Source organism: Coprococcus sp. RTP21204st1_G4_RTP21204_210225, assembly GCF_040915385.1.
In the GTDB taxonomy this organism is placed as follows: domain Bacteria; phylum Bacillota; class Clostridia; order Lachnospirales; family Lachnospiraceae; genus Allocoprococcus; species Allocoprococcus comes.
This window is the reverse complement of sequence record NZ_JBCPDP010000003.1, coordinates 220,974-247,838: the sequence shown is the minus strand read 5'-3', so window position 1 is coordinate 247,838 and position 26,865 is coordinate 220,974. Positions and strand designations below refer to the sequence as shown.

26 protein-coding genes and 1 other annotated feature are annotated in these 26,865 nt (G+C 42.9%); of the genes, 6 read left to right on the top strand and 20 right to left on the bottom strand.

Annotated elements, in window-relative coordinates; all coding sequences use genetic code 11:
• Positions 1-4: 4 nt before the first annotated feature.
• The 6 genes from AB5213_RS04455 to AB5213_RS04430 all read right to left on the bottom strand — a co-directional run bounded on the left by AB5213_RS04455 (position 5) and on the right by AB5213_RS04430 (position 6,286).
• Positions 5-949, bottom strand: coding sequence for an ATP-binding protein (locus AB5213_RS04455; RefSeq protein ID WP_215634104.1), 945 nt, complete (start codon positions 947-949; stop codon positions 5-7).
• Positions 942-2,606 carry a histidine kinase N-terminal 7TM domain-containing protein gene (locus AB5213_RS04450; RefSeq protein ID WP_252198774.1) on the bottom strand — a complete coding sequence of 555 codons (1,665 nt, stop codon included), beginning with the start codon at positions 2,604-2,606 and terminating at the stop codon, positions 942-944. The genes AB5213_RS04455 and AB5213_RS04450 overlap by 8 nt, the downstream gene beginning before the upstream one ends.
• A 122-nt stretch (positions 2,607-2,728) precedes the next feature.
• Positions 2,729-3,100, bottom strand: coding sequence for a TIGR04086 family membrane protein (locus AB5213_RS04445; protein ID WP_008369690.1), 372 nt, complete (start codon positions 3,098-3,100; stop codon positions 2,729-2,731).
• A 52-nt stretch (positions 3,101-3,152) separates the two neighbouring features.
• On the bottom strand, positions 3,153-3,701 hold the full coding sequence (gene spoVT, locus AB5213_RS04440; RefSeq protein WP_022220492.1) for a stage V sporulation protein T: 549 nt from the start codon (positions 3,699-3,701) through the stop codon (positions 3,153-3,155).
• Positions 3,702-3,986: 285 nt separating this feature from the next.
• A complete protein-coding gene (locus tag AB5213_RS04435; RefSeq protein WP_055247759.1) occupies positions 3,987-5,966 on the bottom strand; it encodes a sodium-translocating pyrophosphatase in 1,980 nt (659 codons plus the stop codon).
• 167 nt (positions 5,967-6,133) lie between these two features.
• Positions 6,134-6,286 carry a hypothetical protein gene (locus AB5213_RS04430; protein WP_215634103.1) on the bottom strand — a complete coding sequence of 51 codons (153 nt, stop codon included), beginning with the start codon at positions 6,284-6,286 and terminating at the stop codon, positions 6,134-6,136.
• A gap of 353 nt (positions 6,287-6,639) precedes the next feature.
• Between AB5213_RS04430 and AB5213_RS04425 the strand changes: the two genes are divergently transcribed.
• The 3 genes from AB5213_RS04425 (at position 6,640) to AB5213_RS04415 (ending at position 9,876) form a co-directional block, all read left to right on the top strand.
• Positions 6,640-7,767, top strand: a complete 1,128-nt coding sequence (locus AB5213_RS04425; RefSeq protein ID WP_195412639.1) for a glycerate kinase — start codon at positions 6,640-6,642, stop codon at positions 7,765-7,767.
• Between the two features lie 91 nt (positions 7,768-7,858).
• Positions 7,859-8,140: a DUF5300 family protein gene (locus AB5213_RS04420; RefSeq protein WP_330609686.1), complete on the top strand. Its 282-nt coding sequence runs from the start codon at positions 7,859-7,861 to the stop codon at positions 8,138-8,140.
• Positions 8,141-8,805: 665 nt separating this feature from the next.
• Positions 8,806-9,876, top strand: coding sequence for a CdaR family transcriptional regulator (locus tag AB5213_RS04415; RefSeq protein WP_368276385.1), 1,071 nt, complete (start codon positions 8,806-8,808; stop codon positions 9,874-9,876).
• 207 nt (positions 9,877-10,083) lie between these two features.
• Here AB5213_RS04415 and AB5213_RS04410 read toward each other — a convergent pair whose 3' ends face one another.
• Positions 10,084-10,737: a YkgJ family cysteine cluster protein gene (locus tag AB5213_RS04410; RefSeq protein WP_368276384.1), complete on the bottom strand. Its 654-nt coding sequence runs from the start codon at positions 10,735-10,737 to the stop codon at positions 10,084-10,086.
• A 14-nt stretch (positions 10,738-10,751) separates the two neighbouring features.
• Positions 10,752-11,645 carry a radical SAM protein gene (locus AB5213_RS04405; protein ID WP_368276383.1) on the bottom strand — a complete coding sequence of 298 codons (894 nt, stop codon included), beginning with the start codon at positions 11,643-11,645 and terminating at the stop codon, positions 10,752-10,754.
• A 167-nt stretch (positions 11,646-11,812) separates the two neighbouring features.
• Between AB5213_RS04405 and AB5213_RS04400 the strand changes: the two genes are divergently transcribed.
• Positions 11,813-12,259, top strand: a complete 447-nt coding sequence (locus tag AB5213_RS04400) for a GatB/YqeY domain-containing protein (protein ID WP_008369771.1) — start codon at positions 11,813-11,815, stop codon at positions 12,257-12,259.
• Between the two features lie 44 nt (positions 12,260-12,303).
• Here AB5213_RS04400 and AB5213_RS04395 read toward each other — a convergent pair whose 3' ends face one another.
• Both AB5213_RS04395 and AB5213_RS04390 read right to left on the bottom strand, forming a co-directional pair.
• Positions 12,304-12,603: a type II toxin-antitoxin system PemK/MazF family toxin gene (locus AB5213_RS04395; RefSeq protein WP_022221087.1), complete on the bottom strand. Its 300-nt coding sequence runs from the start codon at positions 12,601-12,603 to the stop codon at positions 12,304-12,306.
• Between the two features lie 3 nt (positions 12,604-12,606).
• The gene (locus AB5213_RS04390; RefSeq protein ID WP_044998617.1) at positions 12,607-12,849 is read right to left on the bottom strand and encodes an AbrB/MazE/SpoVT family DNA-binding domain-containing protein; all 243 of its coding nucleotides are present in this window, start codon (positions 12,847-12,849) and stop codon (positions 12,607-12,609) included.
• Between the two features lie 160 nt (positions 12,850-13,009).
• Here AB5213_RS04390 and AB5213_RS04385 point away from each other — a divergent pair, with 160 nt between their 5' ends.
• Positions 13,010-14,224 (top strand): DUF4317 domain-containing protein, encoded by a 1,215-nt coding sequence (locus AB5213_RS04385; RefSeq protein WP_368276382.1) that lies wholly within the window; start codon positions 13,010-13,012, stop codon positions 14,222-14,224.
• A 176-nt stretch (positions 14,225-14,400) separates the two neighbouring features.
• Here the strand turns inward: AB5213_RS04385 and AB5213_RS04380 are convergent, their stop codons facing one another.
• The 3 genes from AB5213_RS04380 to AB5213_RS04370 form a co-directional block, all read right to left on the bottom strand.
• Positions 14,401-15,099, bottom strand: coding sequence for a site-2 protease family protein (locus AB5213_RS04380; RefSeq protein ID WP_243006388.1), 699 nt, complete (start codon positions 15,097-15,099; stop codon positions 14,401-14,403).
• Positions 15,100-15,308: 209 nt separating this feature from the next.
• Positions 15,309-15,593 carry an RpiB/LacA/LacB family sugar-phosphate isomerase gene (locus AB5213_RS04375; protein WP_082421164.1) on the bottom strand — a complete coding sequence of 95 codons (285 nt, stop codon included), beginning with the start codon at positions 15,591-15,593 and terminating at the stop codon, positions 15,309-15,311.
• A 20-nt stretch (positions 15,594-15,613) separates the two neighbouring features.
• Positions 15,614-16,402 carry an SseB family protein gene (locus AB5213_RS04370; protein ID WP_055158418.1) on the bottom strand — a complete coding sequence of 263 codons (789 nt, stop codon included), beginning with the start codon at positions 16,400-16,402 and terminating at the stop codon, positions 15,614-15,616.
• Positions 16,403-16,582: 180 nt separating this feature from the next.
• On the opposite strand from AB5213_RS04370, the gene AB5213_RS04365 reads away from it, so the two are divergent.
• A complete protein-coding gene (locus tag AB5213_RS04365; RefSeq protein ID WP_173685119.1) occupies positions 16,583-17,971 on the top strand; it encodes an MATE family efflux transporter in 1,389 nt (462 codons plus the stop codon).
• An 81-nt stretch (positions 17,972-18,052) separates the two neighbouring features.
• On the opposite strand, the gene AB5213_RS04360 is transcribed toward AB5213_RS04365, so the two are convergent.
• The 7 genes from AB5213_RS04360 to AB5213_RS04330 all read right to left on the bottom strand — a co-directional run bounded on the left by AB5213_RS04360 (position 18,053) and on the right by AB5213_RS04330 (position 26,702).
• A complete protein-coding gene (locus AB5213_RS04360) occupies positions 18,053-18,520 on the bottom strand; it encodes a 2'-5' RNA ligase family protein (RefSeq protein ID WP_243269661.1) in 468 nt (155 codons plus the stop codon).
• A gap of 58 nt (positions 18,521-18,578) precedes the next feature.
• Complete coding sequence (locus AB5213_RS04355) at positions 18,579-18,872, bottom strand: hypothetical protein (protein ID WP_055249520.1); 294 nt, start codon at positions 18,870-18,872, stop codon at positions 18,579-18,581.
• Between the two features lie 481 nt (positions 18,873-19,353).
• Positions 19,354-21,780, bottom strand: a complete 2,427-nt coding sequence (gene leuS / locus AB5213_RS04350) for a leucine--tRNA ligase (RefSeq protein WP_055249511.1) — start codon at positions 21,778-21,780, stop codon at positions 19,354-19,356.
• Positions 21,781-21,898: 118 nt separating this feature from the next.
• Positions 21,899-22,136: a binding site (T-box leader), on the bottom strand.
• 87 nt (positions 22,137-22,223) lie between these two features.
• The gene (locus tag AB5213_RS04345; RefSeq protein WP_008369795.1) at positions 22,224-22,766 is read right to left on the bottom strand and encodes a M48 family metallopeptidase; all 543 of its coding nucleotides are present in this window, start codon (positions 22,764-22,766) and stop codon (positions 22,224-22,226) included.
• The gene (gene recQ, locus AB5213_RS04340; protein WP_368276381.1) at positions 22,757-24,592 is read right to left on the bottom strand and encodes a DNA helicase RecQ; all 1,836 of its coding nucleotides are present in this window, start codon (positions 24,590-24,592) and stop codon (positions 22,757-22,759) included. The genes AB5213_RS04345 and recQ overlap by 10 nt, the downstream gene beginning before the upstream one ends.
• Positions 24,585-25,526 (bottom strand): GTP-binding protein, encoded by a 942-nt coding sequence (locus AB5213_RS04335; RefSeq protein WP_008369798.1) that lies wholly within the window; start codon positions 25,524-25,526, stop codon positions 24,585-24,587. The genes recQ and AB5213_RS04335 overlap by 8 nt, the downstream gene beginning before the upstream one ends.
• A 15-nt stretch (positions 25,527-25,541) precedes the next feature.
• Entirely contained in the window at positions 25,542-26,702 is a 1,161-nt protein-coding gene (locus AB5213_RS04330; RefSeq protein WP_055158434.1) for a CobW family GTP-binding protein, read from the bottom strand.
• Positions 26,703-26,865 lie beyond the last annotated feature (163 nt).

The window sequence follows — 26,865 nt, the reverse complement described above, 5'->3', positions numbered from 1 at the left end:
CGTGTTAAATCTTAGGAATTTCTATTACCAGAGCAAACTCCGGAAAACTCTGTACGAGCATCCTTCCGCCTTCCGTTTCAATCCGGTGCCGCAGATTGGTAAGTCCTCCACCTTCCCGGATTTCTCTTTCCGGAGGCTGTCCGTTGTTATAGATCATCACGGTATAGCCGGTTTCATTTTCAAAAACATTTGCCTCCAGTTCTGTCGCTCTCGCATATTGAAGGGCATTATTCAGACATACCTGCATAGCAGCATACATCATCTCTGCTGCTTTTCCCGGTGGTTCCTTTCCTTCTATCTGCACAAGGACACCACTGCTTCTTGCACTGGCAAACAATTTCTCTTTTTCTGATAAATGTTCGACCTCCCGAAAAACAATATTCTTCTCCCATTCCCACAGAACTGTTTCCACATCGATCCCGCCGAAATCTCCAGAAAGATACTGCTTCATTACAATAATACTGGCTGCAAGATTATCATGCATAGCAGATTTTGCCGTCAAAAGTTCTTTCTCCCGGGCAATCTTCTCCACATTTTCAGATAACCTTTGCAGATGTTCTTCATCCTCGGCAAGCCTCTTATTTTCCTCAAAAAGCAGTCCGAGCACATGGCACAATTCCGTAACATCCGCAGCTGTAAGCTGGATATAGGTTTCTCCATATCGATCCGTTACTTCTGTTTTCTCAAACTGCCATATGGTATTATCCGGAAAACGATAGGTACCCTCCATATTCGAAAGCTGCAGAATTCCTTCCGGGGGGGTCGCAAGTGCCCGCTCAACTTCACCGAGATACTGCATATCACTTTCAAATAAATAATGACTCAGACGATACATCTGCCTGTTGCAAAGAACAATACTTCCTCTGCTGTCAAAAAAGCAGATCGCCGTAGGAAGCTGGTCAAATCCTTCTTTGATACGATTAAACCCAAAGCGCCTCAACCTACGCATTATCCTCTCCTCCTATTGCTGTACGTATCAGCCACAATCCATCCTCCTTGTCGGCCGTTACCTCAGAAGAAATAATTGGGGACAAATCAGCCGCACATTCTACAGACAGATTCATCTCCTGATCGGACACAGAAATAAACAGCGAATGCAGCTCATTTATCGTCATTTCCGTTACCGTTTTTAGCAGTTCGAACAAACGCACAACCTCTTTTGATGCTATCGGTTTTGTGGTTAAATAGACCGCACCACATTCAATTTTGCAGGAATTCATTGCACGTACCAGTTCATCGATCGTCAGCCTGAGTTCCTGCTGTGGAAGCTTTTCGTATTCCTGAGAAAGAAAATACAGATTCGCACTTCGCTTGATATAAGTACCGAGCAACAAAATCTCTTTCATACACGCCTGCATTACCTCAGGCTTTGCATTCTTACACTGTTCAAGAAGTTCCTTTATCCTCCTCGTCTGGGTTTTGTGTTTTTCTTCCAGTTCATCATAAATACGGTTCTTTTCCGTTAGTTCGTATAGCTCCTTCTGCACAAGATAAGCATCCTTTAATTTCTTTTTGTTATTCTCTCTTTTTCTTTTATTCTCATCAAGCTGCTTGCGAAGCTTGGTAAGGTGCTGCAAGTTATCTCCCCAGATGACAAAACCATCTTTAATCGGTGCCGAAGAGATGCGCATTCCATCCGGATAAACGATACTCTCCCCATCTTTTGGACATACCATATCCTCTCCTGCTGTGCGGGAACGAAGCAAAATCCGCCCATTTTGATCTGCAATGCAGGAGGCAAGCGTTGTCGCCTCATATAACTCGACATACCCTGTGTTTGACTGTATCATACGGCAATGGATACAGCTTTCGTATATTGCAGCATAAAAGAGACAAAACATTACATTCATATCTCCAAAAACATCACGGATGACCTGAAATCCCAAAAGATAAAGTGCTCCATACAAGAGCATCACGCAGCTCAAAACAAAAGGCATCATTCTCCGCTTTCCAATACTTGGAAGCCTTGTTTTTTTCAGCAGCTGAAATACTGAAAAGAATACACAGCCTATCATCCATCCAACACTCACAAAATAAAGCGGACGATGGAAAAAGACTTTGTTATCCGGCACCCCCGGAATTCCGCTCGCAAACGAAAATACTTGCTGGTGGAAATCATTTGTGATAACAGCCAGAAACAATGCTGTCGGAATCAGCGATAACAACCAGCTTTTTCTGGAAAGCTGATAATTTTCGGATTTTCCCAGAAAAATTGCAGTATATGCACCAAGCAGCGGAATAAAAAGAATCGACAGGTAATAAAGATACCACAAATAACGTGCCACGGTCAGATCTGTAACCACCTCATATTTCAAAGTACGCAAAGTCAACCAGATAAGCATCAGAACATCCATCAAGCGAAGACAGTGCAGCACCGGTTTCTGAATAATCCGCTGATCCAGAGAATACCCCCACAAGACAAATAATAATAAATACAATGCGGCACGCACATAGCTTGGATAGTTCCCTCCTATATCAAACCATGCCAGCAGCCGGCAGGAATATGCTGCTATGATTATCGCAAAAACCAAAAACATCAAATAAAGCTGTCTGGTGTTCCTTTTCACGAGTTCCTCCCTCTTGCCCGGCTCATCACCTCCGGGCATTTTTATCACCTATAGTATAGTATAAGCTTCCTTTTGGCGCAACTGCTTCCCCCGGATTAAAAAATAAAAGTATCGCCCATATCCCTTGATACCGTCAATGCAAAAATTACATCTCCTCCCCTTCAGGACACCATACCACCGAGCATTCCGCCTGCCCCACAGAGGATCCAGGCGATCATCATCTGCATTCCACCCTGCACGCTCCGGTAGATCCCTGCTGAAATTGCAAGCAGTAGCAGAAAATAGAGCATTCCAAGCATAAATCCCCTCAGGAATTTCCTTGTCTTCCCCATTTTTCCCATGGCAAATCCACCGGCAAATGTGGAAATTATGTAAACCGCAAGGATCCCGATCCGGACTGTTTTCTCGCTTAAGTCAAACTTATACAGCCCAAAGGACAGCCCGAGCAGCATCAGCATCGTAAGAAAGTAAGAAAGCATCAGTGCTTTCACAAGTCTTGTAAAACAGATATTTCCAAACAGCTTTTTTTCCATAAGAACCCCTCCTGTCCTTTTATACTATGAGAGATTCTTATGAAATATTCCTTTACTGTTCCATCTGTCGTCCCAGAAATCCTGCTGCGCAGAGTATCATCTTCTGTTCCAACTCACCGGGTTTTTTCCTGCCATCCTTTGCCAGGATCACGACAGAACCGATCGCATCTCCGGCGCAGATGATCGGACTTACCACCTGCCATTTCAGTTCTGCATTCTGTCCCGACACGATGACCGTGAACTTCCGATCCATAGAAGATGCCAGAAACTGCTCCCTTCTTGCGATCACTTCCGCAAGCTGTCTTGTGATCAGCTGTTCCTGAAATTCTTTCTTTCCCGGTCCTGCTGCTGCAATCACCTGATCTGTATCTGTGATACACACCAGATATCCAAGCGTCTGTGCCAGACTTTCCGCATATTGGTCTGCAAAATTTCCCATTTCCCCAAGCGGTGAGTATTTTTTGAGAATGATTTCTCCTTCCCGGTCGGTGAAAATTTCAAGTGCATCACCCTCACGGATACGTAGCGTGCGCCTGATTTCCTTCGGAACGACAATTCTGCCAAGATCATCGATCCGGCGGACAATTCCTGTAGCTTTCATATTGATTCTATTCCTCCTGTGTTCCACATATTTTCCATATTTTATTCGATATGGGTAGTATGTGGAAATACAACATTTTTATTCCTACAGGGTTTTTTTTACCTGAAATTTTATGATGTAAGTGTCAAAAGTATCAATTGTGTTTGTGCTCGCACAAATAAGCAATTGATACTTTTGACACTCATATCATTTTATTTTTTAACAGTAAGAATTTCACATTATATATAAAAATCCCTCATCTGCGGTTTCCCGCAAATGAAGGATTTCTTTTACTTTATTCAATTTTTACAGTAATCCACCGATTGATAAGAATAACGGTGCAAATACAAGTGAAACAATTGTCATAAGTTTGATCAGGATGTTGATAGACGGTCCTGATGTATCCTTGAACGGATCACCTACTGTATCACCAACAACTGCTGCTTTATGAGCTTCGCTTCCTTTTCCGCCATGATGTCCTGTTTCAATGTATTTCTTAGCATTATCCCATGCTCCACCAGCGTTGGACATGAAGATTGCCATAAGTACACCTGTAACAAGTGCTCCGGAAAGTAATCCACCGAGGGATTCCACACCAAGAACGATACCAACGATCAACGGTACTACGACTGCCATCACACCCGGAAGCAGCATTTCGTGAAGAGCTGCTGTGGTAGAGATTGCAACGCATGACGTATAATCCGGTTTTTCTTCACCTTTCATAATGCCCGGTTTTTCACGGAACTGGCGTCTTACTTCTTCGATCATCTTGTATGCAGCCTTTGATACAGACTCCATAGTAAATGCTGAGAAGAGGAATGTAAGCATACCACCGATAAAGATACCGATGATTACTCTGTAGTCAAGAAGATTGATCGCTTCAAGACCAACTGCCTGTGCATAAGATACGAAAAGTGCAAGTGCGGTAAGGGCTGCTGATCCGATCGCGAATCCCTTACCCATAGCTGCAGTTGTATTTCCTACTGAGTCAAGCTTATCTGTGATTTCACGAACAGATTCATCCAATCCTGACATTTCTGCGATACCACCTGCATTGTCTGCGATCGGTCCGTATGCATCAACGGCAACTGTGATACCTGTTGTAGAAAGCATACCTACTGCTGCAAGTGCGATTCCGTAAAGTCCTGCAACTGAGTAAGATACAAAGATACCTACACAGATCAGGAGAAGCGGGATTGCTGTAGATTTCATTCCTACCGCAATACCACTGATGATTGTAGTAGCTGCACCAGTCTCTGACTGTTCTCCGATTCCCTGAACCGGTTTGTAGTCTGCTGATGTGTAGTACTCTGTGATGTTACCGATGATCACACCAACAACCAGACCTGCGATAACGGCAATTGCCGCACTCATCTTTCCGAAGAGTACATTACTCAGTACAAGTGCTACAACAATAACTACGATAGAAGCTGCATAGCTTCCCTTTGTGAGAGCTTTCTGTGGATTCGAATTCTCATCACCTTTTACAAAGAAGGTTCCGATGATAGAAGCGATCAGACCACATCCTGCGATCGCAAGCGGATAAAGAACTCCGGATACAGCTCCTGCTGCTGCTCCAAGAGTCAGTGCTGATACAAGTGAACCAACATAAGATTCAAAAAGGTCAGCTCCCATACCTGCAACGTCACCTACGTTATCACCTACATTGTCAGCGATAACAGCCGGGTTACGCGGATCATCTTCCGGGATACCTGCTTCTACTTTACCAACAAGGTCTGCACCAACGTCTGCTGCTTTGGTGTAGATACCACCACCAACACGGGCGAAAAGTGCGATTGAAGATGCACCAAGGCTGAATCCTGAAAGCACATCTACGTTCTTTGTAACAATGTACACAAGGCTTACGCCAAGTGCTCCAAGACCTGCTACGCACATTCCCATAACGGCCCCGCCAGAAAAAGCAATTGATAATGCTTTATTCATTCCGCTTTCTTTTGCTGCGTTAGCAGTTCTTACGTTCGCTTTTGTAGCGACTGTCATACCACAGTATCCTGCAACTGTTGAGAAAAGTGCTCCAATTACAAAGCATACTGCTGTTACCCAGCTGATACCAAATCCGATCAGTACAAAAAGCACTACTACAAAAATGACCAGAATCTTGTATTCAGCCATGAGGAAAGCTCTTGCGCCCTCCGCGATTGCGCCTGCAATCTCTTTCATGCGGTCCGTACCTGCATCCTGTTTTCCTACTTTACCAGCAAGATATGCTGCAAATAATAAAGCAATAACAGCTGCAATCGGGACCAGATACATGTAATTATTCATTTCTTGTTCCTCCCTGAATTATTGTACCTCTAAAGACAATATCATAAAAAGAACAAGAATGCAAAACAATTTTTTAAATTTTCAATAAGTTTTATTTTGTTTATCTATAAGTGTGGTCTTTCTCTATTTTTTTAATTTGTATCTCACCGTCCACATTCCATTGGGATTTACACAATATCAAGATATATTTTTTTCTGAGGTGCCGGAAAAGCAGCATCTAATCTGGCATATTCCTCCACTGTCAAATGAACCTTTCCCGCCTCCAAGTTCTGCAGTACATGTTCTGCCTTTCCACTTCTTGGAATGGCAATCACATCCATTACTCAGTTTTATCTCCTTTTTATTCATGATTTCCACTCCCTGCATTTTGTTTTTCTGTTCCTTACTGTCTGTTTTTACTATCTTATGATATGAGTGTCAAAAGTAAATTTTTCCACTCACTGATGTAACCGGATTGCTCCATTGCTTATTCGTGCGAGCACAAACGCAATTGATACTTTTGACACTTACATCATATTATAGGAAAAATCCCACTTTTTGCAAATGTTATAAGGGACATATTTTTATGTTTATTTATTCTTTTTATTATTTCTTATAACATTCTTTTTTTCTTCAATCCATGATACACTGGATTTATCATAAAATGAATTCAATGATAAGGAGATTAGAAATTATGAAAGTTGTAGTTGCAATTGATTCATTTAAAGGAAGTCTCACTTCGATTGAAGCCGGAATGGCTGCAAAAGAAGGAATCTTAAGAGCACACCCGGATGCGAATGTTGTCGTAAAACCACTTGCAGATGGTGGTGAAGGCACCACAGATGCCCTGATTGCAGGACTTGGTGGTGAGCGTATTGATCTTACAGTGACTGGTCCTCTTGGTACTCCGGTAAATGCACATTACGGATATTTGGCAGAAAAAAATACTGCCATCCTCGAAATGGCTGCCGCTGCCGGAATTATCCTGGTAAGAGAATCTGAAAAAAATCCACTTACTGCAACCACTTACGGTGTCGGTGAAATGATCGCAGATGCCATGGAACGCGGTATCCGCAATTTCATTATTGGAATTGGAGGAAGCGCAACAAATGATGGTGGAATTGGAATGCTTAAGGCACTTGGCTATCAATTTTCCGATGAAAATGGACAGGATGTCGGCGAAGGCGGACAGGCGCTTGAACGGGTATCTTCTATTATAATAGAAAAAGCTAACCCAATTCTCAAAGAATGCAATTTTCATATTGCCTGTGATGTAACTAATCCACTTTGCGGAAAGAACGGAGCTACCTATATTTATGGTCCGCAAAAAGGTGTCACACCGGAAATAGCAGAAGAACTGGATCAGGCAATGAATCATTATGCTTCTATTACCTCCAAATTTCTTCATAATGATTATGCATCTGCAGAAGGTGCTGGTGCTGCAGGTGGTCTTGGCTTTGCATTTCTCAGTTATTTAAATGCTACGCTGACTCCTGGAATCGATCTGATTCTTAACGCTGTCGAACTGGAAAAAGAATTAGAAGATACAGATATCACTGTTACCGGCGAGGGACGCCTCGATCACCAGACCGCTATGGGAAAAGCTCCTGTCGGTGTGGCAAGACTTGCAAAAAAATACGGCTCCAAAGTCGTTGCTTTTGCCGGAAGCGTCACCCCGGAAGCAACAGCCTGCAATGCGGCCGGAATCGATGCATTCTTCCCGATCGTTCGTGGGATCACAACACTAGCCGAAGCAATGGATCCCGAAAATGCAAAATCAAATATGACAGCAGCTGTAGAACAGGTATTCCGTCTGTTATAGTTTTAATATTATTTACAAATTTCAGAGAGTGTTTTTGTATAGTTTTTACAGAAATACTCTCTTTTCTTTATGATTTTCTTCTTTTCCTACACTGACCATCAACAACACAACGATCTACGACCTGACAGATCTTCATTTCATCTGTAACAATGATTCTTCATCAAATGAAGAGCTTTCACTTGTGAAGGCAGGTTCTTCCGAAACTGTAGAACTTCCTCGATCCAGTGTTTATTCTATCCATGTTTCCGGAAAAGCTGCAAATGGGACATCCTTTTCTAACACATTCTCCGGAACCATTGATAACAGTTCTTCTGTTACCATTTCTCTGGATGACTCTGCAAACCTCTCAGTGATCGCAAATATTGCAGATTAAGTTTTGCCGTAAACAATCCGCCTATGTAGTTTTAAGTAATGACAAATATACAGGCAACTTCCATAACGCAAATTGCCTACATATTATCCATAAAGGGACACTTTCCAAACCGAATTGCAAGTGCCCATTCTTCTTTCTTTTTACCGATTGCCAGTCCCAGCATTATTCTAGTTGATTCGCTCATATTTGGTTACCTCTTTACTAATCTTTCCTCTACTCGTTCATTATGTCAGCGCGCTGTCATTTATCTGACAATGCTATTGTACGAAAAAAAGCATAAATTCTATTGACGCTTTCATCAATACCTATGTACTTTTTTATGTATTCTTTACAATTTTTCATATATAGTAATGAAGTTTTCAAAATCATTTCATTTTGATTTCAACATGATATTTTTCTGTCAATCTATACTTTTTCAGCAATTGTTTTATTTCATATTTTGAAATCTTTCATTCATATATTGCATTTTTGTGAATCATATACATTTTCCACTTCTTCTTTTATGCAATTTTCCCCTTGTACCTTTCCACCTTGTTCCTCTCTCCAAATAATGCTACAATTCTTAAATAAGTGGTAATGATACCGTTCTCTTTATCCTGTTAAATGCTGGATAAGCATCTGCATCATTCCCACAACTTCTTTTCCAAAATCGGAGGATGTTTAAAATGAAGTTAGACAAATCACTTGCCTTTCAGGTAGTAAACACGATCAAAGACACCTGCGGACAGGATATCAATTTTATCGATAAGCAGGGAATGATTTTTGCAAGTACCAACGCCGACCGGATTGGTACGTTTCATGCCATCGGTCACAAAGCCGCCCAGACAGAACAGACAATCGAAGTTTTTTCAGATGATGATTTTCCCGGAACACAAAAAGGGATCAATATGCCACTCTATTATCACGGCAGTTTTCTTGCAGTGATCGGAATTACCGGAGAACCGGACCAGGTCCGCCAGTACGTCCATCTTGCCGACCGGATTACCCATCTGCTGATCCGTGAAAAAGAGCTGAACCGACTGAGCCGCTCTCTGGAAGATAAAAAACACTTTGTTATCGATGCCCTGATCCGGAATGAGATTGCTGATCCGGATTATCTGGACACCTGCCTTTCAGATCTTCAGGTAAATCCAGGGACAAAGAAACGGCTTCTGATCATCCAGTCATCACCGGATGGACACAACAACTCTTCTTCCCTTGAACAGAAGATCATCGGACTTTTCGGCACGCTTGGTATTACTCTTTATACCTTTTATTATCCAAATGAATATCTTGCCGTGCTGGAAAACTCCGGCAAAGCCGCTCTCTATCAGATACTGGCTGATTTTACCGCAGACTGTGGAGCTTTGCTCTCCATTGCAGTCGGAAAGAAATGTCAGCTTTTCCAGCTTTCTCTTTCTTACCAGTCTGCACTCACTGCGCTGAAATACTGCCGGAGTTCGGAAAACGGGATTGCTTTTTTCGATGATATGACACTGGAAATTCTGCTCTCTTCCATCTCGGAGCAGGAAAAAAATGCTTATCTGCAAAAAACGATCTCTGCACTTTCTGATGAAGAAAGAAATCTGCTTCAGACTTACTTTGAAGCAAATATGTCTCTTCTCGGAACCAGCCAGAAGTTGTTTCTTCACAAAAACACAGTGCAGTACAAGTTGAATCATATTTACCAGAAATGCGGGCTGAATCCGCGTGTTTTCAAGAATGCGGTGCTTTTATATCTTGCCTTGCAGTTGTGATATTTTTAAATCCCAGACACGGATTCCTGTGCACACATCTTCCATATCCGTGTACAGGTTTGCCTATATAAGAAAATATTCTTGACAGATAAGTTTACTTACAGATTTTCGTCAAAAAACAGGACAGCCTTTCCTTCACCCTCACAACGGGTATTAAAAAGCAGCCAAAGAATTCATCTCCCTGGCTGCCGATTATTTCAATTGTATTTAACAATATGCCTTTTTTGCCTCGTCCATTCTCTGGAAAAATTCACTGTAAAATTCTTCCGTCTGATACGGAGTAAGGTAAAATCTCTGCAATACATCCATGCTGACCGCCTTCGCACTCTCCGGATGTGCTGCAATGTATTCCTGTAACTGAATCAGTAATCCATGCCATCTGGCAATATACGTTTCATACTTTTTCAGATCCGGTGTATCAAGCCATTTTTTGACCTTTACTTTCGCCCGGTTCTCTTTCTGACATTCATGTACCTGAAGAAAATAGCGGAAACCATTTTCCTCATAATATCTTCCAAGCGGGAAAAGCCTGCAGATTCCCGGACGAAATGGATGAATCCCACATCTTCCTTCCTCAGTCAGAAAACCACAGCCATCTTCCGCTCCTGCCATCTTCAGATTCGGCAAAATGATTCCGTCTACCACATTCAGTTCAATCTTTCCTGCAAGCAAAGTCTCAAAAGCCGCTCCTGTTCCCCTGCTGATCCGGACAATATCCAGCGGATCCAGCACAATCGAGCTTCCCATCCCCGTACAACAGGCGTGGCATCCCTCACAATCGCCACAGTCCGCTTTTACCAGATCATTGCTGGTATATAATTTTCCATCTGAAATTTCTTCCATTGTCACCTGTCTTTTCATATCAATCTCCTTTCCTATACTCCTTCCAGTGTAAACGGTGGAATAAAACTCTCCTTTGCCGTATCCCCTTCCTGTATAAACGCCTGCATCACGCCAAGCGAGATCGCATAGTCCACCAGTTTCTCATACGCATACTCCGGCACTTTCCGGTTCAGCTCCGGATATTTTGCCGCATCCAGATTCTCCAGTGGCGTATACTGGCTCATCAGGCTCATATAAATCCGATTTCCATAAGTCTCATGCAAATATTTCACCACTCTTTTTCCATCCGCAAGACATCCCGGCAAAAGCAGATGACGCACGATCACGCCACGTTTCATCATTCCGCGCTCATCAAATACCGGCTTCCCTTCCTGTCTTACCATCTCAGCAAGAGCCGCCTTCGCAACCTCCGGATAATCCTCCGCCATCGAATATTTTTTCGCATGATCTGTATTTAAATATTTGAAATCCGGCAGGTAAATGTCCACCAGACCATCCAGCATTTTCAAGGTTTCCACTCTCTCGTAACCGCCCGTATTATATACAACCGGCAAATACATCCCCTGCTTCTTTGCACTCTGAAGCGCCCGGATGATCTGCGGCACAAAATGCGTCGGCGTCACAAGATTGATATTATTCGCACCTTTCCCCTGCAGTTCCAGAAAGATCTCCGCCAGCCGCTCTTCTGAGATCACTTTGCCAACCTTGCTTCCCGCAATCTCATGGTTCTGACAGAACACACATCTTAAAGTACATCCCGTAAAAAAGACCGTCCCTGATCCTTCCTTTCCGGAAATACAGGGTTCCTCCCACATATGAAGCGCCGCTCTCGCCGCCCGGATCTCCCCTGTCTCTCCGCAAAAACCTGTCTTCCCATTCTCCCTGTCCGCCCCACACATCCGCGGACATAATGTACAGCCACTCATCCTATCGCTTAACCTCTCATCTATCCCTGATTCATTCCTATCAGTATACCGCACTTTTTGATAAATAGCCACCCAAGTTTTCCTCTTCCAGAGATTGAAAATTCTTTTCCCATCTGCTACAATAAAGTGCAGACAGGCATTTTGCCTCAAGTTTGGAGGAATATACAATGAGTAAAATTGATGAAGTAAGAAGCGCTATGGTCGCAGCCATGAAAGCAAAGGATAAGGACACAAAAGAGACATTATCTGCTCTTCTTGCAGCCCTTAAGAACAAAGCCATCGACAAACGTGCCGATCTTACCGAAGAAGAAGAAGTTCAAGTTATCTTAAAAGAGATCAAACAGACAAAAGAAACTCTGGAGATGACTCCTGCTGATCGTACAGACATTATTGAAGAATGCGAGAAACGTATCGCTGTTCTTGAGCAGTATGCTCCGAAGATGATGGACGAAGCTGAGATCAAAGAAGTGATCGCAGGTGTCCTTTCCGGTCTTGGAATTGATGCTCCGACACCAAAGGATAAAGGACGTATCATGAAAGAACTGATGCCGAAAGTAAAAGGAAAAGCTGACGGAAAGCTTGTGAATGATATTCTCACAGGAATGATGGCTTAATAGCAGATATTATGAATGCAGGGTTCCGGATTGGTTCCCTGCATTTATATATAGTCGAATATACTCTGTATTGCGTCTGTTACATTAATTACATCTGCCATTTTTACACGATCTATTATTTTATATCCCCTGACTCTCAAGTCTAACATTTTCATTTGTTCACATTGGATATAACCTTTATTTTCATCCATTTCAACATAAATGTGAAGTGGGCTTTCTGTACTCTCTCCTAATATTGGACAGCCAATTATTTCTCCCGACTGATTAAAAAAATTTTTACTTGCAACAAATACAGGATCCTTAATTTTTTCCACTTTTAAAACAGCCCCCTGCTGTATCTCCATTTTCTACCACACCTCTCTTCCTTCCGGCTTATCCCATTCATATTCTCCATCAAGATTTAACTTACCACCAAACTTTTCAGCTCTTTCTTCTAATTTTTGATGCCTGAAGGTCTTAACAAGCATAATCATACCATCCGATACTTTTACTTCCAGCATATCATTTATTTCTACATTGGCCTCTTGTAAAATATCTTTTGGAAGTCTGATTCCCTGACTATTTCCCCATGCTTTTACCTGTGTTTGCATAAAATTCACCTCCATATAATGTATATACTTAGTATATACATTATTCTGAAAATAATCAAATAATTTTCTCTCCTAATCACACTCTTCCTCAAAATATGTTATAATTCATAAGCATCAGTCTTTTACAAAATCACAATTACCAAAAGGGGATTTACTTACTATGAATAAAAAAGAAGTTACTGAAATCAAAAAACAGTTCACCCCATCCAACTGTGCGATCACCCGCATCTGCGGATGCTATGTAGATGGTGAAAAAGAGAAAAAAACGGAGATGAAAGATGCTTTCCTTTCTCTTCCGGAAGAGGAAATGTTCAAGTATTTTGACATTTTTAGAAAGTCCTTGTCCGGTACGATCGGAAAAAATCTTCTGAATATGGAATTTCCTCTGGAGACCGAATCGGAAGGTGGTACACAGGAATTTCTTCTCAAATTAAGAAACAGCCGGCTTACTGACGACGCTCTTCTGGAAGAATTCTATAATCGTGTCATCGATTCCTATGATTATGCAGAGAACTATCTGATCCTGCTGGTCCATGCAGCCTACGATATTCCGGGAAAATCAACGGACGGAAGTGAAATGTTCGATGCATCCGATGAAGTCTATGATTACATCATGTGTACCTTCTGTCCGGTCAAGCTTTCCAAGCCAGGACTCAGTTATCATGCAGAAGAAAACAGTTTCCATGAGCGTATCCGTGACTGGATCGTAGAGATGCCGGATGCCGGTTTCCTCTTCCCTGCTTTTAATGACCGCAGCACCGATATTCACAATCTACTTTATTATTCAAAAAATGCAGAGAATCTCGGAAACGGTCTGACCGATCTGCTTCTTGGATGTGTTCCGCCACTCACCGCCGGAGATCAGAAGGATACTTTCCGTACACTGATCGAAGAAACGCTCGGTGATGACTGCGACTACGATACAGTCAAAAATATCCACGAAAACTTAAATGAAATGATTGAACAGAATTCTGAAAATCCGGAACCACTTGCCCTTGACAAAGCAGAAGTTAAATACCTCCTTGCCAAAAGCGGTGTCGAAGAAGAAAAGTTGGAAACATTCGATGAGCAGTACGATTCCGCTGCCGGAGAGCACAGTACACTCCTTGCCTCCAATATTGCAAACCTCAAAAAATTCGAGATCAAAACTCCGGACATCACCATTCAGGTAAACCCGGAATGCGCAGATCTTGTAGAAACACGTATTATCGATGGTCAGAAATGCCTGGTCATTGTCGTTGACGATCGCGTTGAGATCAACGGAATCAGTGCAAAGACTGCTGTATCCGGAGGACTTCCAAAGTCTTCCACCCCTGATGCGTCTGATAAATCCAAAAGCGATACATCCGAAAATGAAATGGATGTTCCATTCTAAATGCCTTACATATTATTACGAAAGACATTTTTATTGAATGTCTTTCGTAATATTTCCTTATTTCTTTTCAATTTTACAATGTATACGAAAAATGCAGGTAATCCTCTCGACTACCTGCATTATTCTATACGCATTTTTCATTCTCATTTACTACAATTCCCGTTTTTCATCTTTTCCTAAATCACAGTTCCTCCACCGGTCGTCACAAATCCAACTCTCAGAATTGCTTTCACAAAACTCCACATTCCATTGATTACTGCAGAATTCAGCAGACTGATCGGCACATCCAGAATTCCTGTTCCAAGTAACAGAAGCAGGATCCACATACTATACGGTCGGATCTTCCAGTAAAACTCTGCTACCCTCGGAAAGATCTCAGCAAGAATATTCGATCCGTCAAGGGGCGGAATCGGAATCAGATTGAACACACCAAGTCCAATATTCAGCACTGCTCCATAATAAGTAAGCACATAAAGATAATTCAGAATCAACCCGCTCGATCCGTACTTATACAAAAGCCCGTGCAGAATCATACAGACAAACGCAAGCAGGAAATTCATGACTACCCCCGCTGCTGCCACAAGAATTGTATCTCTTTTTTTATTCTTATAATTCCTGGTATTGATCCTTACCGGCTTTGCCCATCCCACATGAAAGACAAGCAGACATAACGTTCCCCACACATCCAGATGCTTAAATGGATTCAAGGTCAGTCTTCCGTCATATTTTGGTGTCATATCCCCGAGTTTATATGACACATATCCATGTGCAAATTCATGCAACGAAACTGCAAGTAATGTAGCAGGCGCAACGTAGATTAAAGTCTGGAAAAACTGATACATTGCCCTGGTCAGTCCTATATTCTGAAACAGCATAACATCCTCCAAATTTCCTTAATAACGTCCATTATAGTACCTGATGAAATGGGATTCAAGAAAGATTGTGTAAATTTTTTCTAAAGATCTACACGAAATGTAACCGACAGACTGATGAAGACTTGTTATATGCTTCAATTGCTTTTCCCCTCCAAAAATAAAAGGCAGCCCCACTTGACTGCCTTTTGTTTATTCCTGAATAACTCAGATTATTTACCTTCTTTTTCGTATTCTGTAATTCTTGCCACCTTTGGCATAGAACGGGATTCCGGATCGAAAGTTACGCTTAAGTACTCTTTTACGAGGCATTTTGCGAGCTCAATTCCTGTAACCTGTGCACCAAGTGTGATAATGTTGGCATTATTACTGAGCTGTGCTCTCTGAGCCTGATATACATTGTTAACCAGTGCTGCATAAGCTCCCGGAACTTTGTTGGCAGCAATGCTTACCCCGATACCTGTTCCGCAGATCAGGATTCCTCTTGCAATTTTCATTTTTTCTTTTTTATTTTCGATTATTCTTGTGTTTTGTTTTCGTTTTCTTTCGTTTTCGCCGGTTTTCTCTTTATCTGCAACTGCAGGTTCACCCCAAACGGATTGACTGCAACGCCAAATGCTTCCGGTGAAAGAATTTCCGGAATCTTACTTCCTTCTACAACAGCGGTTTTCAATGTTACACCCTTGTTCAGGTTCTGGAATTTCTTAACTTCCTGCACATCCGTAAAGATTGGCTGATACACTTTTCCATCTTTCTGTTTCAAAATCGGAATTCCTTTGTCCTCCTGAACAGTCACAATATAACGCCCCTCCTGATAATGGGCAAGCATTTCTTCGTTCAGTTCTTTTAACTCATCCGTCATCTCCGGTTTATCCGGCTTTCTCATCTGTTGCATAAAATACGCTGCAGTCAGCACCAGTTCCGGATTCTCTACACGTATTTTTCCTTCTGGCAGTTCTTCATCCTTCGGTCTCGTGATCAATTCGTCAAGCTGCACAGTAATCTGTCCGTCCAACCCTTTGTCCACCAGAATACAGTTGACTCCCATTGGAAACAACCCGGTAAAAAATGACAGGCGGGAATTTTCATCCACCTTGACAAGCTGCATTGGATTTCCCTCCTTCTGAAGCTTCATAGCCTCTTCTTTCGCTTCCGCTTCTGTGTAATAAAGAAGGATCTCATCATCAAATGTCTCCGGATCGCAGACCACATATGGCATTCTTGTACAGGATGACATCAGTACATAAATTGCCTCTACAGTACGCAGTTTATTTAAAGTTTCGATTTTCTGATTTGTATTACTCATTCTAGTATATCCCTTTCCTATTTCTCCATATAACAAGAATTATACCCGTCTGTCCGAAAGAAGTCAATTTATACTCCCTTATTCCACTTGATTATCTTCGTATTTTCCTATATCATATGTGTTTAGTGGCTGTTTTTGCAATATTTTTACTCTTTTACCAGAACAGAAAGGAATGAGAAAATGAATCAAGAAAATACATCTGCACCCGCAGAAAACAAAATGGGTACCATGCCCATCGGAAAACTATTATTTAATATGTCTCTGCCTATGATGATTTCTATGCTGGTACAGGCTTTGTACAACATCGTAGACAGTATTTTTGTCGCTAAATTATCGGAAAATGCACTGACCGCCGTTTCACTTGCCTTTCCACTCCAGACACTGCTTATTGCAGTTGGAACCGGAACCGGTGTCGGCATGAATGCACTCCTTTCCAAATCACTTGGAGAGAAAAATTTCAAAAAAGCAAATGCAACTGCAAGCAACGCTGCCGTTTTATATTTTTTCAGCTATCTCGTATTTTTCATTCTTGGCTTTACGATTGTCCGTCCTTTTTACGCAAGTCAGATTGGAAATGCTGACCAGGAGATCATGGAACTCGGAATTGAGTACTTAAGCACCGTCATGATTTTTTCTTTCGGGCTGCTTGCACAGGTCTTCTTTGAGCGTCTTCTTACTTCAACCGGAAGAACCATCTTCAGTATGACTTCCCAGCTGACAGGGGCAATCACTAACATCATTCTTGATCCAATCCTGATCTTCGGACTTCTCGGAGCTCCGAAAATGGGTGTGACCGGAGCTGCTGTTGCAACCGTGATCGGACAATGCGTTGCCGCACTTGTCGCCGGATTTTGTAACCACCGGTACAATCATGATGTGAAACTGAAGTTTCATGGATTCAGACTCGATTTCCATATTATCGGCACCATTTATGCAGTTGGAATTCCAACGATTATTATGCAGTCCATCGGATCGGTTATGACTTACTGCATGAACCGCATCCTGATCGAGTTTTCATCAACCGCAACTGCTGTATTCGGCGTTTACTTTAAGCTACAGAGTTTCTTCTTCATGCCGGTATTCGGTCTCAACAATGGGATTACTCCGATCATTGCCTACAATTATGGTGCCGGTCAGAGAAAACGTATGCTCAAGACGATCAAGCTCAGTATGCTGGTTGCCTTCTGCCTCACCTTCATCGGATTCCTCTGCTTTGAAGGAATCCCACAGATACTTTTGGGTATGTTCAATGCATCGGACGAGATGCTCACCATCGGAGTTCCTGCCCTGCGGATCATCGGAATCCACTATCTGATCGCATGGTTCTGTATTGTATCAGGAACAGTATTTCAGGCTCTTGGAAAAGCATTTTTCAGTATGATCGTCTCCATTATGCGTCAGTTATTTGTACTGATCCCTGCCGCATATATCCTTGCAAAGCTTGGCGGTCTTCATGTAGTGTGGTGGTCATTCCCGATTGCGGAGGTCATTTCACTTATGGTATCCTCCTTCTTCCTGGTACGGATCAACCGGACGATCATTTCCAGGGTTCCAGAGGGAAAACTTTAGTAGAACTGTGCTCGGATAGTTCCTCTGATAGCGAAAAAGAAGATTTTCACGTGTCGATTCAGATCCGCGAAAATCTTCTTTTTATTTTAACTTTATCTTACATAAATCCCTGTATGGATTCGTCCTCGCAAGCCCAATCTCAACCGCTTCACCTGTAAACGGTGCAAACTGGTTCTGCATCACAACAAATGCCTCCCGCATTTCCGCCTGGTTCAGTCTTTTTCCCAGTGTTGTATGCGGGAACCAGGAAAACGGCTGGTATCTGATCTGGATTCGTACCTCCTCCAGATATCTGATCTTTGAGAAAACAGACTCTGACAGCTTTTGCAGATATGCATTTAAAACCGGTGACAAATAAATTGTATGTGGCAGAAACATCCCTACCGAGCACCAGAAAATCTGTCCTTTTTCAAATTCCTGTTCCATTGCCATAAAGCCGGCGATTGCTTTCTCTTCTTCTGCCATATCAAATGCCGACAAGGTAATATGTGGCGGAACCTTTCCGTCAATCATCGCCATATTGCCCGTTCTTTGCGCAATCTGTTCCATATATAACTGGATCTTCTTGTTTGTCCCTTCGTCAAAATAAAGCGATATGAGGTACATGCTATCCTTTCAGTCCCGCTGACTGCCGGATCATATCTTCCACTACAATATCGTAGATCTCGCCGATACTGTTACAATATTCCAGAATCTTCCATGGCTCGTTTGTATGGAAATGAATTTTGATCAGGTCTTCATCTCCTACCGCGATCAGGCAGTTTCCCTCAAAATGTTCGGATATATATTCTGCAATCTCATCTTCATCCAGATCTTCATCTCTTCTGTCGATCAGAAGCTGCGTATCATAACGGTATGCAAACTGATCCTCTTCTACGTCTATACTGTGTACATTTTCCATCTGTTTGTTCCTCCTTACTCAAAGTTCAAGAACAGTATAGCATATTTTTATTTGTTATCAAATGAAATATTTCTGACCATATTCCGGTTGATCAGCTGTATTCCCTTTTCCCCTGCATCCACTTTTGGAATCCGTAAAGGATTACCGGAAAATTGACGGACTTATACTTGAATGATTTACTTTGTCGCAGAATTACGGCAGTGCTCCAATCTTACGAACAAGTTCGTTCGATTGACGGGCGTACGCCTTGAATGGATTACTTTTGTCGCAAATTTATGGCAGTGCACAATCTCACGAACATAGTTCGTTCGATTGACGGGCATACGCCTTGAATGGATTACTTTTGTCGCAAATTTACGGCAGTGCACAATCTCACGAACATAGTTCGTTCGATTGACGGGCGTACGCCCTATAAATAACTCAAGCCGAGGTCAAATTCCTGCTAGCAGGATTTGACCTCGGCTTTCCTTATTTGCACTGCCTATTTTTGCACAATGTTTATGATCTTCTTCGGAACGTAGATTTCTTTTACGATATTTCCTGTAAGTTTATCTGCGATTGCTTCTTTTCCGGCAGCGATTGCTTCTTCTTTTGTAGCCTCTGCGGAAATCTTGATGACTGCTCTTGTTTTTCCATTGATCTGTACCGGAATTTCGATTTCATCATCTTTCATGGCTTCTGTATCGTATTTTGGCCATCCGGCACGGAATACGCTTTCTTTGTTGCCAAGTTCTTCCCAGATTTCTTCTGCCATATGTGGTGCAAATGGTGCCAGTAATACAGCAAGGGTATCCAGAGTATCTCTGTCTACTCCGCCTTCCTTCTTAGCGATCGCAACCAGTGTATTTGTATGCTCCATGAATGCAGAAATAACGGTATTCAGGCTGAAGCTTTCCAGACGGGTTGTGATATCATAAACCAGTTTATGACGTACTTTGATCATCTCTTTGGTTGGTTTGATATCTTTATCCTTGCTGTCCATAAGCAGGTTCCAGAGTTTCTTAAGGAAACGGTATACACCATCGATTCCTCTGTCATCCCACTCTGCATCCAGTTCCGGTGGTCCTACGAAGAGTTCATACATTCTTAAAGAATCGCATCCATAATCTCTTACAAGATCATCCGGAGACACGACATTTCCTTTTGACTTACTCATCTTGATACCATTCTTACCTGTGATCATTCCCTGGTTGAACAGTTTGACAAACGGCTCATCAAAATCGATCACACCGATATCGCAAAGGAATTTAGTATAGAATCTTGAATACAGAAGGTGAAGTACTGCATGTTCTACACCACCGATATACATATCTACCGGAAGCATTGCATCTGCTTTTTCTCTGGATACAAGTTCTTCGTTGTTGTGATTATCTACATAACGCAGGAAATACCATGAAGATCCAGCCCACTGCGGCATGGTATTTGTCTCACGTTTTGCCGGTTTTCCACAAACAGGACAGGTTGTATTTACCCATTCATCGATTCCCGCAAGTGGAGATTCTCCTGTTCCTGTCGGTTCATAAGATTCTACATCCGGCAGTCTCAGCGGAAGCTGATCCTCCGGTACCGGTACAGCGCCACATTCCGGGCAGTGTACGATCGGAATTGGTTCTCCCCAGTATCTCTGACGGGAGAATACCCAGTCACGCAGCTTGTAGTTTACAGTTGCACGTCCGATTCCTCTTTCTTCGATGATATGTGGAGCTTCTTTCTTAAGGACAGAGCTTTCCATGCCATTCCATTCTCCGGAATTGATCATCGTTCCGGAAGCCTCTGTGTAAGCTTCTGTCATATTTTCGATTTCTTTACCGTCTTTTGCAATAACCTGGATGATCGGGATGTTGAACTTGGTTGCAAATTCAAAGTCACGGTCGTCATGAGCCGGTACACACATGATGGCTCCTGTACCATAATCAGCCAGTACATAATCAGAAAGCCAGATCGGTACCTTTGCTCCGTTCAGAGGGTTGATCGCGTAAGTTCCTGTAAATACACCTGTTTTTTCTTTGTCCTGCAGACGGTCTACATTAGACTTCATAGAAGAATCGAAGATATATTTTTCTACTTCTTCTTTGTGTTCCGGTGTTGCAAGCTCTGCTGCAAGCTTATGTTCCGGTGCAAGTACCATGAAGGTTGCTCCATGAAGCGTATCTGGTCTTGTTGTGTATACAGTGATCTTATCTTCTCTTCCTTCAACCGGGAAATCTACTTCTGCACCGTAAGATTTACCGATCCAGTCTGTCTGCATCTTTTTAACTTTTTCCGGCCAGTCAAGCTTATCCAGGTCATTTAACAGACGGTCTGCATATTTTGTGATACGCAGCATCCACTGACGAAGGTTCTTCTTTGTAACTTCAGCGCCGCAGCGTTCGCATTTTCCACCTACAACCTCTTCGTTTGCAAGACCTGTCTTACAAGACGGGCACCAGTTGATCGGGAATTCTTTTTCGTATGCAAGTCCTTCTTTGAACATCTTTACAAAGATCCACTGTGTCCATTTGTAGAAATCAGGATCTGTTGTATTGACTTCCATATCCCAGTCATAAAGCGCTGAGATCTCATTGATCTGACGTTTGATATTCGCGATGTTTGCTGCTGTCGATTTTGCAGGATGGGTTCCCATCTTGATCGCATAGTTTTCAGCCGGAAGGCCGAATGCATCCCATCCCATCGGATGAATGATGTAATATCCCTGAAGCAATTTGTAACGGCTCCACACATCGGAGATAACATAGCCTCTCCAGTGTCCTACATGAAGACCGTTTCCTGACGGATACGGGAACATGTCCAGACAATAATATTTCTTTTTCGGGTTGCCGTTTTCATCCACTTTCGGATTAACCGGATTCTCAGCCCATTTTTCTTTCCATTTCTTTTCGATTGCCTTATGATTGTAAGGTACTGCCATTTTTCTTTCCTCCTGGTATTGTTTCAGTATGAAAAAAAGTGTCTTAACCTTTTATTTAACAGGAAATTCCATCAGGATTTCCTGTTAAATAAAAATCTTTCGCCTCTTTTGATAAATTCAAAGAGACGAAAGATTAAATTCCGTGGTACCACTCTTCTTCGCCGCATCCCGGTAACATAACTTACGGTGCAGCGCACTTGTGATTCTATAACGGGAATTCCCGCTTCTGCCTATCTGAAAACCGTTCAGCAGAAGAACTCAAAGGCGAGTTCAAAGATTTGATCTGCTGCCTTGCACCGCCCGGCAGTTCTCTGTACAGACTCTAATCTTTTACTGATCCTTATCCTTGTTTTTTTCATATACCTTGTTATTATAAAAATAAATACAAGTTCCGTCAAGAGATTCTTGATTGTTTTTTACGAATTCTTGATTATTTTTACCATTTAAAATTGATTTCCGTTATCTCTCAGCCATTTTCTATATTTTTTATAGTCCGGCATCCACGTCGCCACGACCTTCCAGAATGCAGCGGAATGATTCATTTCTCTACGATGTGCCAGCTCATGCACCACAACATAATCCAGAACTCCCGGCGGCATCAACACCAGCTTCCAGTTGTAATTGAGATTCCCTACGCTGCTGCAGCTTCCCCACCTGGTCTTCTGCTCCCGGATGGAAATACGCCCATAGGTCACACCCATTTTCCGGGCATAGTATCCGGTCCTTGCACCTAATACTTCTCTTGCAAGATTCCGGTAATATTTCTTTTCTGCTTCCGGCATCTCTCTCTTTTCCTGCCGCTTCATTGCATTTTCCTTCTGAAGCTTTACCTTCTGTCGGATCCAGTTCTCTTTTTCCAGAAGAAACCGGTCAATCCGCTTTTTCTCACAGGAATAGGGTGCACGGACCGTCACCTTTCCTTCCCGGTCAACTTCGATTCCAATACTGCGCCTGTCTGACCGGATCAGATGATATTCTATGTCCACGACCGGATCACCTCCAGAAAGCGTTCTCCATATTTTTCAAACTTGAACTCTCCCACACCGGAAACTTTCAGCATAGCATTCTTATTTGTCGGTTTTTCGATACACATCTGCACAAGGGTCTTATCGGAAAATACAATATAAGGCGGAACTTTTTCTTCTCTCGCTATCTCTGCCCGCAGAGCGCGCAGGATTTCAAAAGACTCTTCCTGCTCTTTATTCAGAACCAGTCCGGCCGTTTTCTTCACTTTTTTCTTCGGTGTTGTCTTCGCCTCTTTCTCCGGTTCTTTTGCCATCTTCATTGTAAATGTCTCCCGCCCTGCAATCAGTGCTTCCGACTTTTCAGTCAGCTTCACAATCATATAAGAATCCGGCGTGGTCTTCAGATATCCTTCTGCCAGAAGCTGGTTGAATATCTGCCTGAGCTTCCACGATGGCGTCTTAGAAAGTACCCCGTAAGCCGGACTGGCACCCATGCCATACTGCCGGATCTTCGCATTATTTGCTCCATGCACCGTATCCAGAATCACATTAATTCCATAACGCTGATGACTTTCTTTTACACACATGGCAAGTATCCTTGCCTCTGCCGTCATATCCACGGTATCAAACTGCGTCTTACAGTTTGAACAGTTCCCACAGTAATTGCTTCCGTATTCCCCAAAATACCGCAGAATATAATCACGCAGACATTCCTTTGTAAAACAATAATAAGTCATCTTTTTCAAGCGCTCCTGATCCCGCTCTATCACGATCCGGCGCGTCAGTTCATCCAGTTCCTGATTGTCGCGGTTGTTCTCAATGAACATCTGGTTTGTGATCACATCCTGTCCGCTATATAAAAGCAGGCACTCCCCCGGCTCACCGTCTCGGGCGCAGCGTCCCACTTCCTGATAATAGGATTCCAAATTCTTCGGCATATTGTAATGTACGACAAAGCGGACATTGGATTTATCAATTCCCATCCCGAATGCATTCGTCGCCACCATGATCTGTTTCCGGTCATAAATGAAATCATCCTGATTATCACGCCGCTCCCGGTCTGTCAGTCCCGCATGATACCTGGTTACGGAAAACCCATCCATTTCCAGGAGTGCGCAATTTTCCTCCACCTGCTTTCTGGTCAGGCAGTAGACGATCCCGCATTGATCCGGATGCTCCTCAATAAATGCTTTGAGTGCGGCATATTTATTCTTTGGGAACTGTACCGCAAGGAACAGATTCGGTCTGTCGTAACCTGTCATTACTACTTCCGGATCCTCCAGCATCAGGATATCGATCATATCCTCTCTTACTTCTTTCGTCGCTGTTGCAGTAAATGCACTCACAACCGGCCGCTTTGGAAGATACTCTACAAACTCTGTGATCTTTAAATAACTTGGCCGGAAATCCTGTCCCCACTGGGAAACACAGTGTGCTTCATCGACTGCGATCATAGAAATATCCACGCTCATAGCAAAATCCATAAACTCTGCAGTTTCCAGCCGCTCCGGTGCCACATAGATAATCTTATATCTTCCTTCTTTTGCAAAAGCAAGTGCCTTCCGGTACTGCCCCATAGTCAGGGAACTGTTCAGATAGGCTGCATGAACCCCTGCCTGGTTGAGGGATGCCACCTGATCCTTCATAAGAGAAATAAGGGGAGATATCACAAGTGTAATACCTCCCATCATCAGCGCCGGAATCTGAAAACAGATGGACTTTCCGGCTCCCGTTGGCAGTATGCCGAGTACATCCCGGCCGGACAGGATCGCATCGATCAGTTTCTCCTGTCCCAGTCGGAATCCGTCATAGCCAAAAAATTGCTTTAATACTTGAAATTTATCCAAGATATACTACCTCTTCTTCCGGTTTTTCTGCGGATTCCATCTCCAGCATATAAAGAACCGGCTGCTTTGGAACCATCGGACGGTACGCTTCGTACTCGAACTTGACGGTTACTTTTTTCCAGCTTCTCTGTGTAATCTGCGCTGCCCTTCCAAGATTACATGGATATCCATAGAAACGGATATCATCTGCGCAGCAGGTCATGATCTGTCTTCCCGGAATCAGCATATTTGCCGGCATTCCCTTCGGACGGAAAAGCTGTGCAAGGAAGGTGATCTTCTTGTGCTCGTAGCGCTCCGGATGCTCATATGCATCCACATACCAGGTACCAAAGTCCACATCATCAATGAAGATATGGTCTGCTTTCAGATCATATGGCAGATCCTCTTCTGTCTGCGGGATAATATTGCCATCCACGCCTTCAAAGATCAGCTGTGCCTGTGGGTTCTGGATCTTAAGGGCACGTCTGAACGCACTTCGGTCTGTATTTTCCCCACAACGGTTGATGATGATCAACTCAGATTCTGTAAGCTGGTTCATCAGCATATTCCGCATATTCTTCAGGTACATGTCCAGCGTCTCACCGCTAACCGTTGAGTACACACCCTGAATCTCCCAGTTACGTGGAAAATCTTCATCCAGGATTTCCTGGAGATCCCAGGTTCCATTGTACTCAATGATCACCTGGACCGGATGATAGATCTTCTCACAGTTTTCAAAGAAAGTTTTATTTAACTTTTCTCTTTCTTCTATATTGAAGAGGAACAGTCCGTTCTCATCCAGATATTTTTCCGAGTACTCTTCCTCTCCCTCTTCACACTGCAAAAGCAATGTCGGACCTTCTTCGATCCATTCCTGCTTCATCAGTGTGTCCTTGATAAATGTTGTTTTTCCACTGTCCAGAAATCCTGTACAGATATATACCGGTGTTGTCATCGCCGCTTGCTCCTCCTAGATATGGAATAACTTAATCAGATCCTCTTCTTTGAGATCTGTTCCGATCACGCATACACGTCCTGTGTAATCAGCCTGTCCCTCACGGACTTCATATTCTTCCGGAACCATATCAAACTGCTTCCAGGAACCGTCTGCCATCTGGATAATTCCTTTGGAACGAAGTACGGTTCCGTAAGCATCTGTCTCAGATAATGCTTTCAGCAGGTAATCCAGTTCTTCTTCTGTATACTTATGAGCAGTCTCCTTGCCCCAGCTTGTAAATACTTCATCTGCATGATGATGTCCTTCGTGTCCGTGGTGATGGTCATGGCATCCGCAGGTGCAGTTCTCATCATGTTCATGATGATGCTCATGCTCTTCATGGTCGTGATCATGATGGTGTTCATGGTCATGATCGTGGCATCCGCAGGTGCAGTTCTCATCATGTTCGTGATGATGCTCATGCTCCTCATGGTCGTGATCATGATCATGACCGCAGCCACATTCGTCATCATGATGATGGTGATGTTCGTGGTCGTCATGCTCATGTGCATGTTCTTCCAGGATACCTTCGATCTCAGCACCATGCTGCAGGGCATGCAAAACGGCATCTTTTCCAAGTTCTTCCCAAGGTGTGGAAATAATGGTTGCCTCTGCATTTTTCTCACGCAGCATATGCACGCACTCTTCTACCTTTTCATCTGTCATCATCTGGGTACGGCTGATAACGATCGTAGATGCATGCTCTACCTGGTTATTGAAGAATTCTCCGAAGTTCTTGAGATAGATCTTTGCTTTCTTACCGTCAACAACTGTGATTCTTCCGTCAATCTCAATATCTGCCTCATCTTTGACACCCTCGATTGCTTTTACAACATCAGAAAGCTTTCCAACTCCTGAAGGTTCGATGATGACACGATCCGGTGTATAATCTACAAGTACTTTCTGAAGTGCTTTGCTAAAATCCCCCACCAGTGTACAGCAGATACATCCTGAGTTCATCTCTGTGATCTCAACGCCGGCATCTTTTAAGAATCCGCCATCAATACCGATCTCCCCAAATTCGTTCTCGATCAGGACCAGTCTTTCTCCCGGAAATACATCCTCGATCAGTTTCTTGATGAATGTTGTCTTTCCTGCTCCCAGGAAACCAGAAATAATATCAACTTTCGTCATTTTTCGTTCCTCTTTTCTTATTATTATAATTCCATAAATTAGCCTTTTCTAACTGCAAATTGTTTCCGAGCTATATCGTATCACATTTCTTTAAAAGATGCAAATAAATAGCTTGTTAATGCATTGTGATTAGTGTATAATAGTTTTATAAAATCTCGTACTT

What these genes read in the sequence shown, in the direction of transcription:
- AB5213_RS04335 (WP_008369798.1), bottom strand. Translation starts at nt 25,526, where the DNA reads ATGACAACACCGGTATATATCTGTACAGGATTTCTGGACAGTGGAAAA.
- AB5213_RS04435 (WP_055247759.1), bottom strand. Translation starts at nt 5,966, where the DNA reads ATGAATAATTACATGTATCTGGTCCCGATTGCAGCTGTTATTGCTTTA.
- AB5213_RS04390 (WP_044998617.1), bottom strand. Translation starts at nt 12,849, where the DNA reads ATGCAAACACAGGTAAAAGCATGGGGAAATAGTCAGGGAATCAGACTT.
- spoVT (WP_022220492.1), bottom strand. Translation starts at nt 3,701, where the DNA reads ATGAAAGCTACAGGAATTGTCCGCCGGATCGATGATCTTGGCAGAATT.
- AB5213_RS04395 (WP_022221087.1), bottom strand. Translation starts at nt 12,603, where the DNA reads ATGGAGATACAGCAGGGGGCTGTTTTAAAAGTGGAAAAAATTAAGGAT.
- AB5213_RS04380 (WP_243006388.1), bottom strand. Translation starts at nt 15,099, where the DNA reads ATGCTGTTTCAGAATATAGGACTGACCAGGGCAATGTATCAGTTTTTC.
- AB5213_RS04385 (WP_368276382.1), top strand. Translation starts at nt 13,010, where the DNA reads ATGAATAAAAAAGAAGTTACTGAAATCAAAAAACAGTTCACCCCATCC.
- AB5213_RS04400 (WP_008369771.1), top strand. Translation starts at nt 11,813, where the DNA reads ATGAGTAAAATTGATGAAGTAAGAAGCGCTATGGTCGCAGCCATGAAA.
- AB5213_RS04445 (WP_008369690.1), bottom strand. Translation starts at nt 3,100, where the DNA reads ATGGAAAAAAAGCTGTTTGGAAATATCTGTTTTACAAGACTTGTGAAA.
- AB5213_RS04405 (WP_368276383.1), bottom strand. Translation starts at nt 11,645, where the DNA reads ATGAGTGGCTGTACATTATGTCCGCGGATGTGTGGGGCGGACAGGGAG.
- AB5213_RS04430 (WP_215634103.1), bottom strand. Translation starts at nt 6,286, where the DNA reads ATGGATGTGATTGCCATTCCAAGAAGTGGAAAGGCAGAACATGTACTG.
- AB5213_RS04355 (WP_055249520.1), bottom strand. Translation starts at nt 18,872, where the DNA reads ATGGAAAATGTACACAGTATAGACGTAGAAGAGGATCAGTTTGCATAC.
- AB5213_RS04455 (WP_215634104.1), bottom strand. Translation starts at nt 949, where the DNA reads ATGCGTAGGTTGAGGCGCTTTGGGTTTAATCGTATCAAAGAAGGATTT.
- leuS (WP_055249511.1), bottom strand. Translation starts at nt 21,780, where the DNA reads ATGGCAGTACCTTACAATCATAAGGCAATCGAAAAGAAATGGAAAGAA.
- AB5213_RS04450 (WP_252198774.1), bottom strand. Translation starts at nt 2,606, where the DNA reads ATGCCCGGAGGTGATGAGCCGGGCAAGAGGGAGGAACTCGTGAAAAGG.
- AB5213_RS04330 (WP_055158434.1), bottom strand. Translation starts at nt 26,702, where the DNA reads ATGACGAAAGTTGATATTATTTCTGGTTTCCTGGGAGCAGGAAAGACA.
- AB5213_RS04360 (WP_243269661.1), bottom strand. Translation starts at nt 18,520, where the DNA reads ATGGAACAGATTGCGCAAAGAACGGGCAATATGGCGATGATTGACGGA.
- AB5213_RS04410 (WP_368276384.1), bottom strand. Translation starts at nt 10,737, where the DNA reads ATGAAAAGACAGGTGACAATGGAAGAAATTTCAGATGGAAAATTATAT.
- AB5213_RS04415 (WP_368276385.1), top strand. Translation starts at nt 8,806, where the DNA reads ATGAAGTTAGACAAATCACTTGCCTTTCAGGTAGTAAACACGATCAAA.
- AB5213_RS04425 (WP_195412639.1), top strand. Translation starts at nt 6,640, where the DNA reads ATGAAAGTTGTAGTTGCAATTGATTCATTTAAAGGAAGTCTCACTTCG.
- AB5213_RS04370 (WP_055158418.1), bottom strand. Translation starts at nt 16,402, where the DNA reads ATGAGTAATACAAATCAGAAAATCGAAACTTTAAATAAACTGCGTACT.
- AB5213_RS04365 (WP_173685119.1), top strand. Translation starts at nt 16,583, where the DNA reads ATGAATCAAGAAAATACATCTGCACCCGCAGAAAACAAAATGGGTACC.
- AB5213_RS04375 (WP_082421164.1), bottom strand. Translation starts at nt 15,593, where the DNA reads ATGAAAATTGCAAGAGGAATCCTGATCTGCGGAACAGGTATCGGGGTA.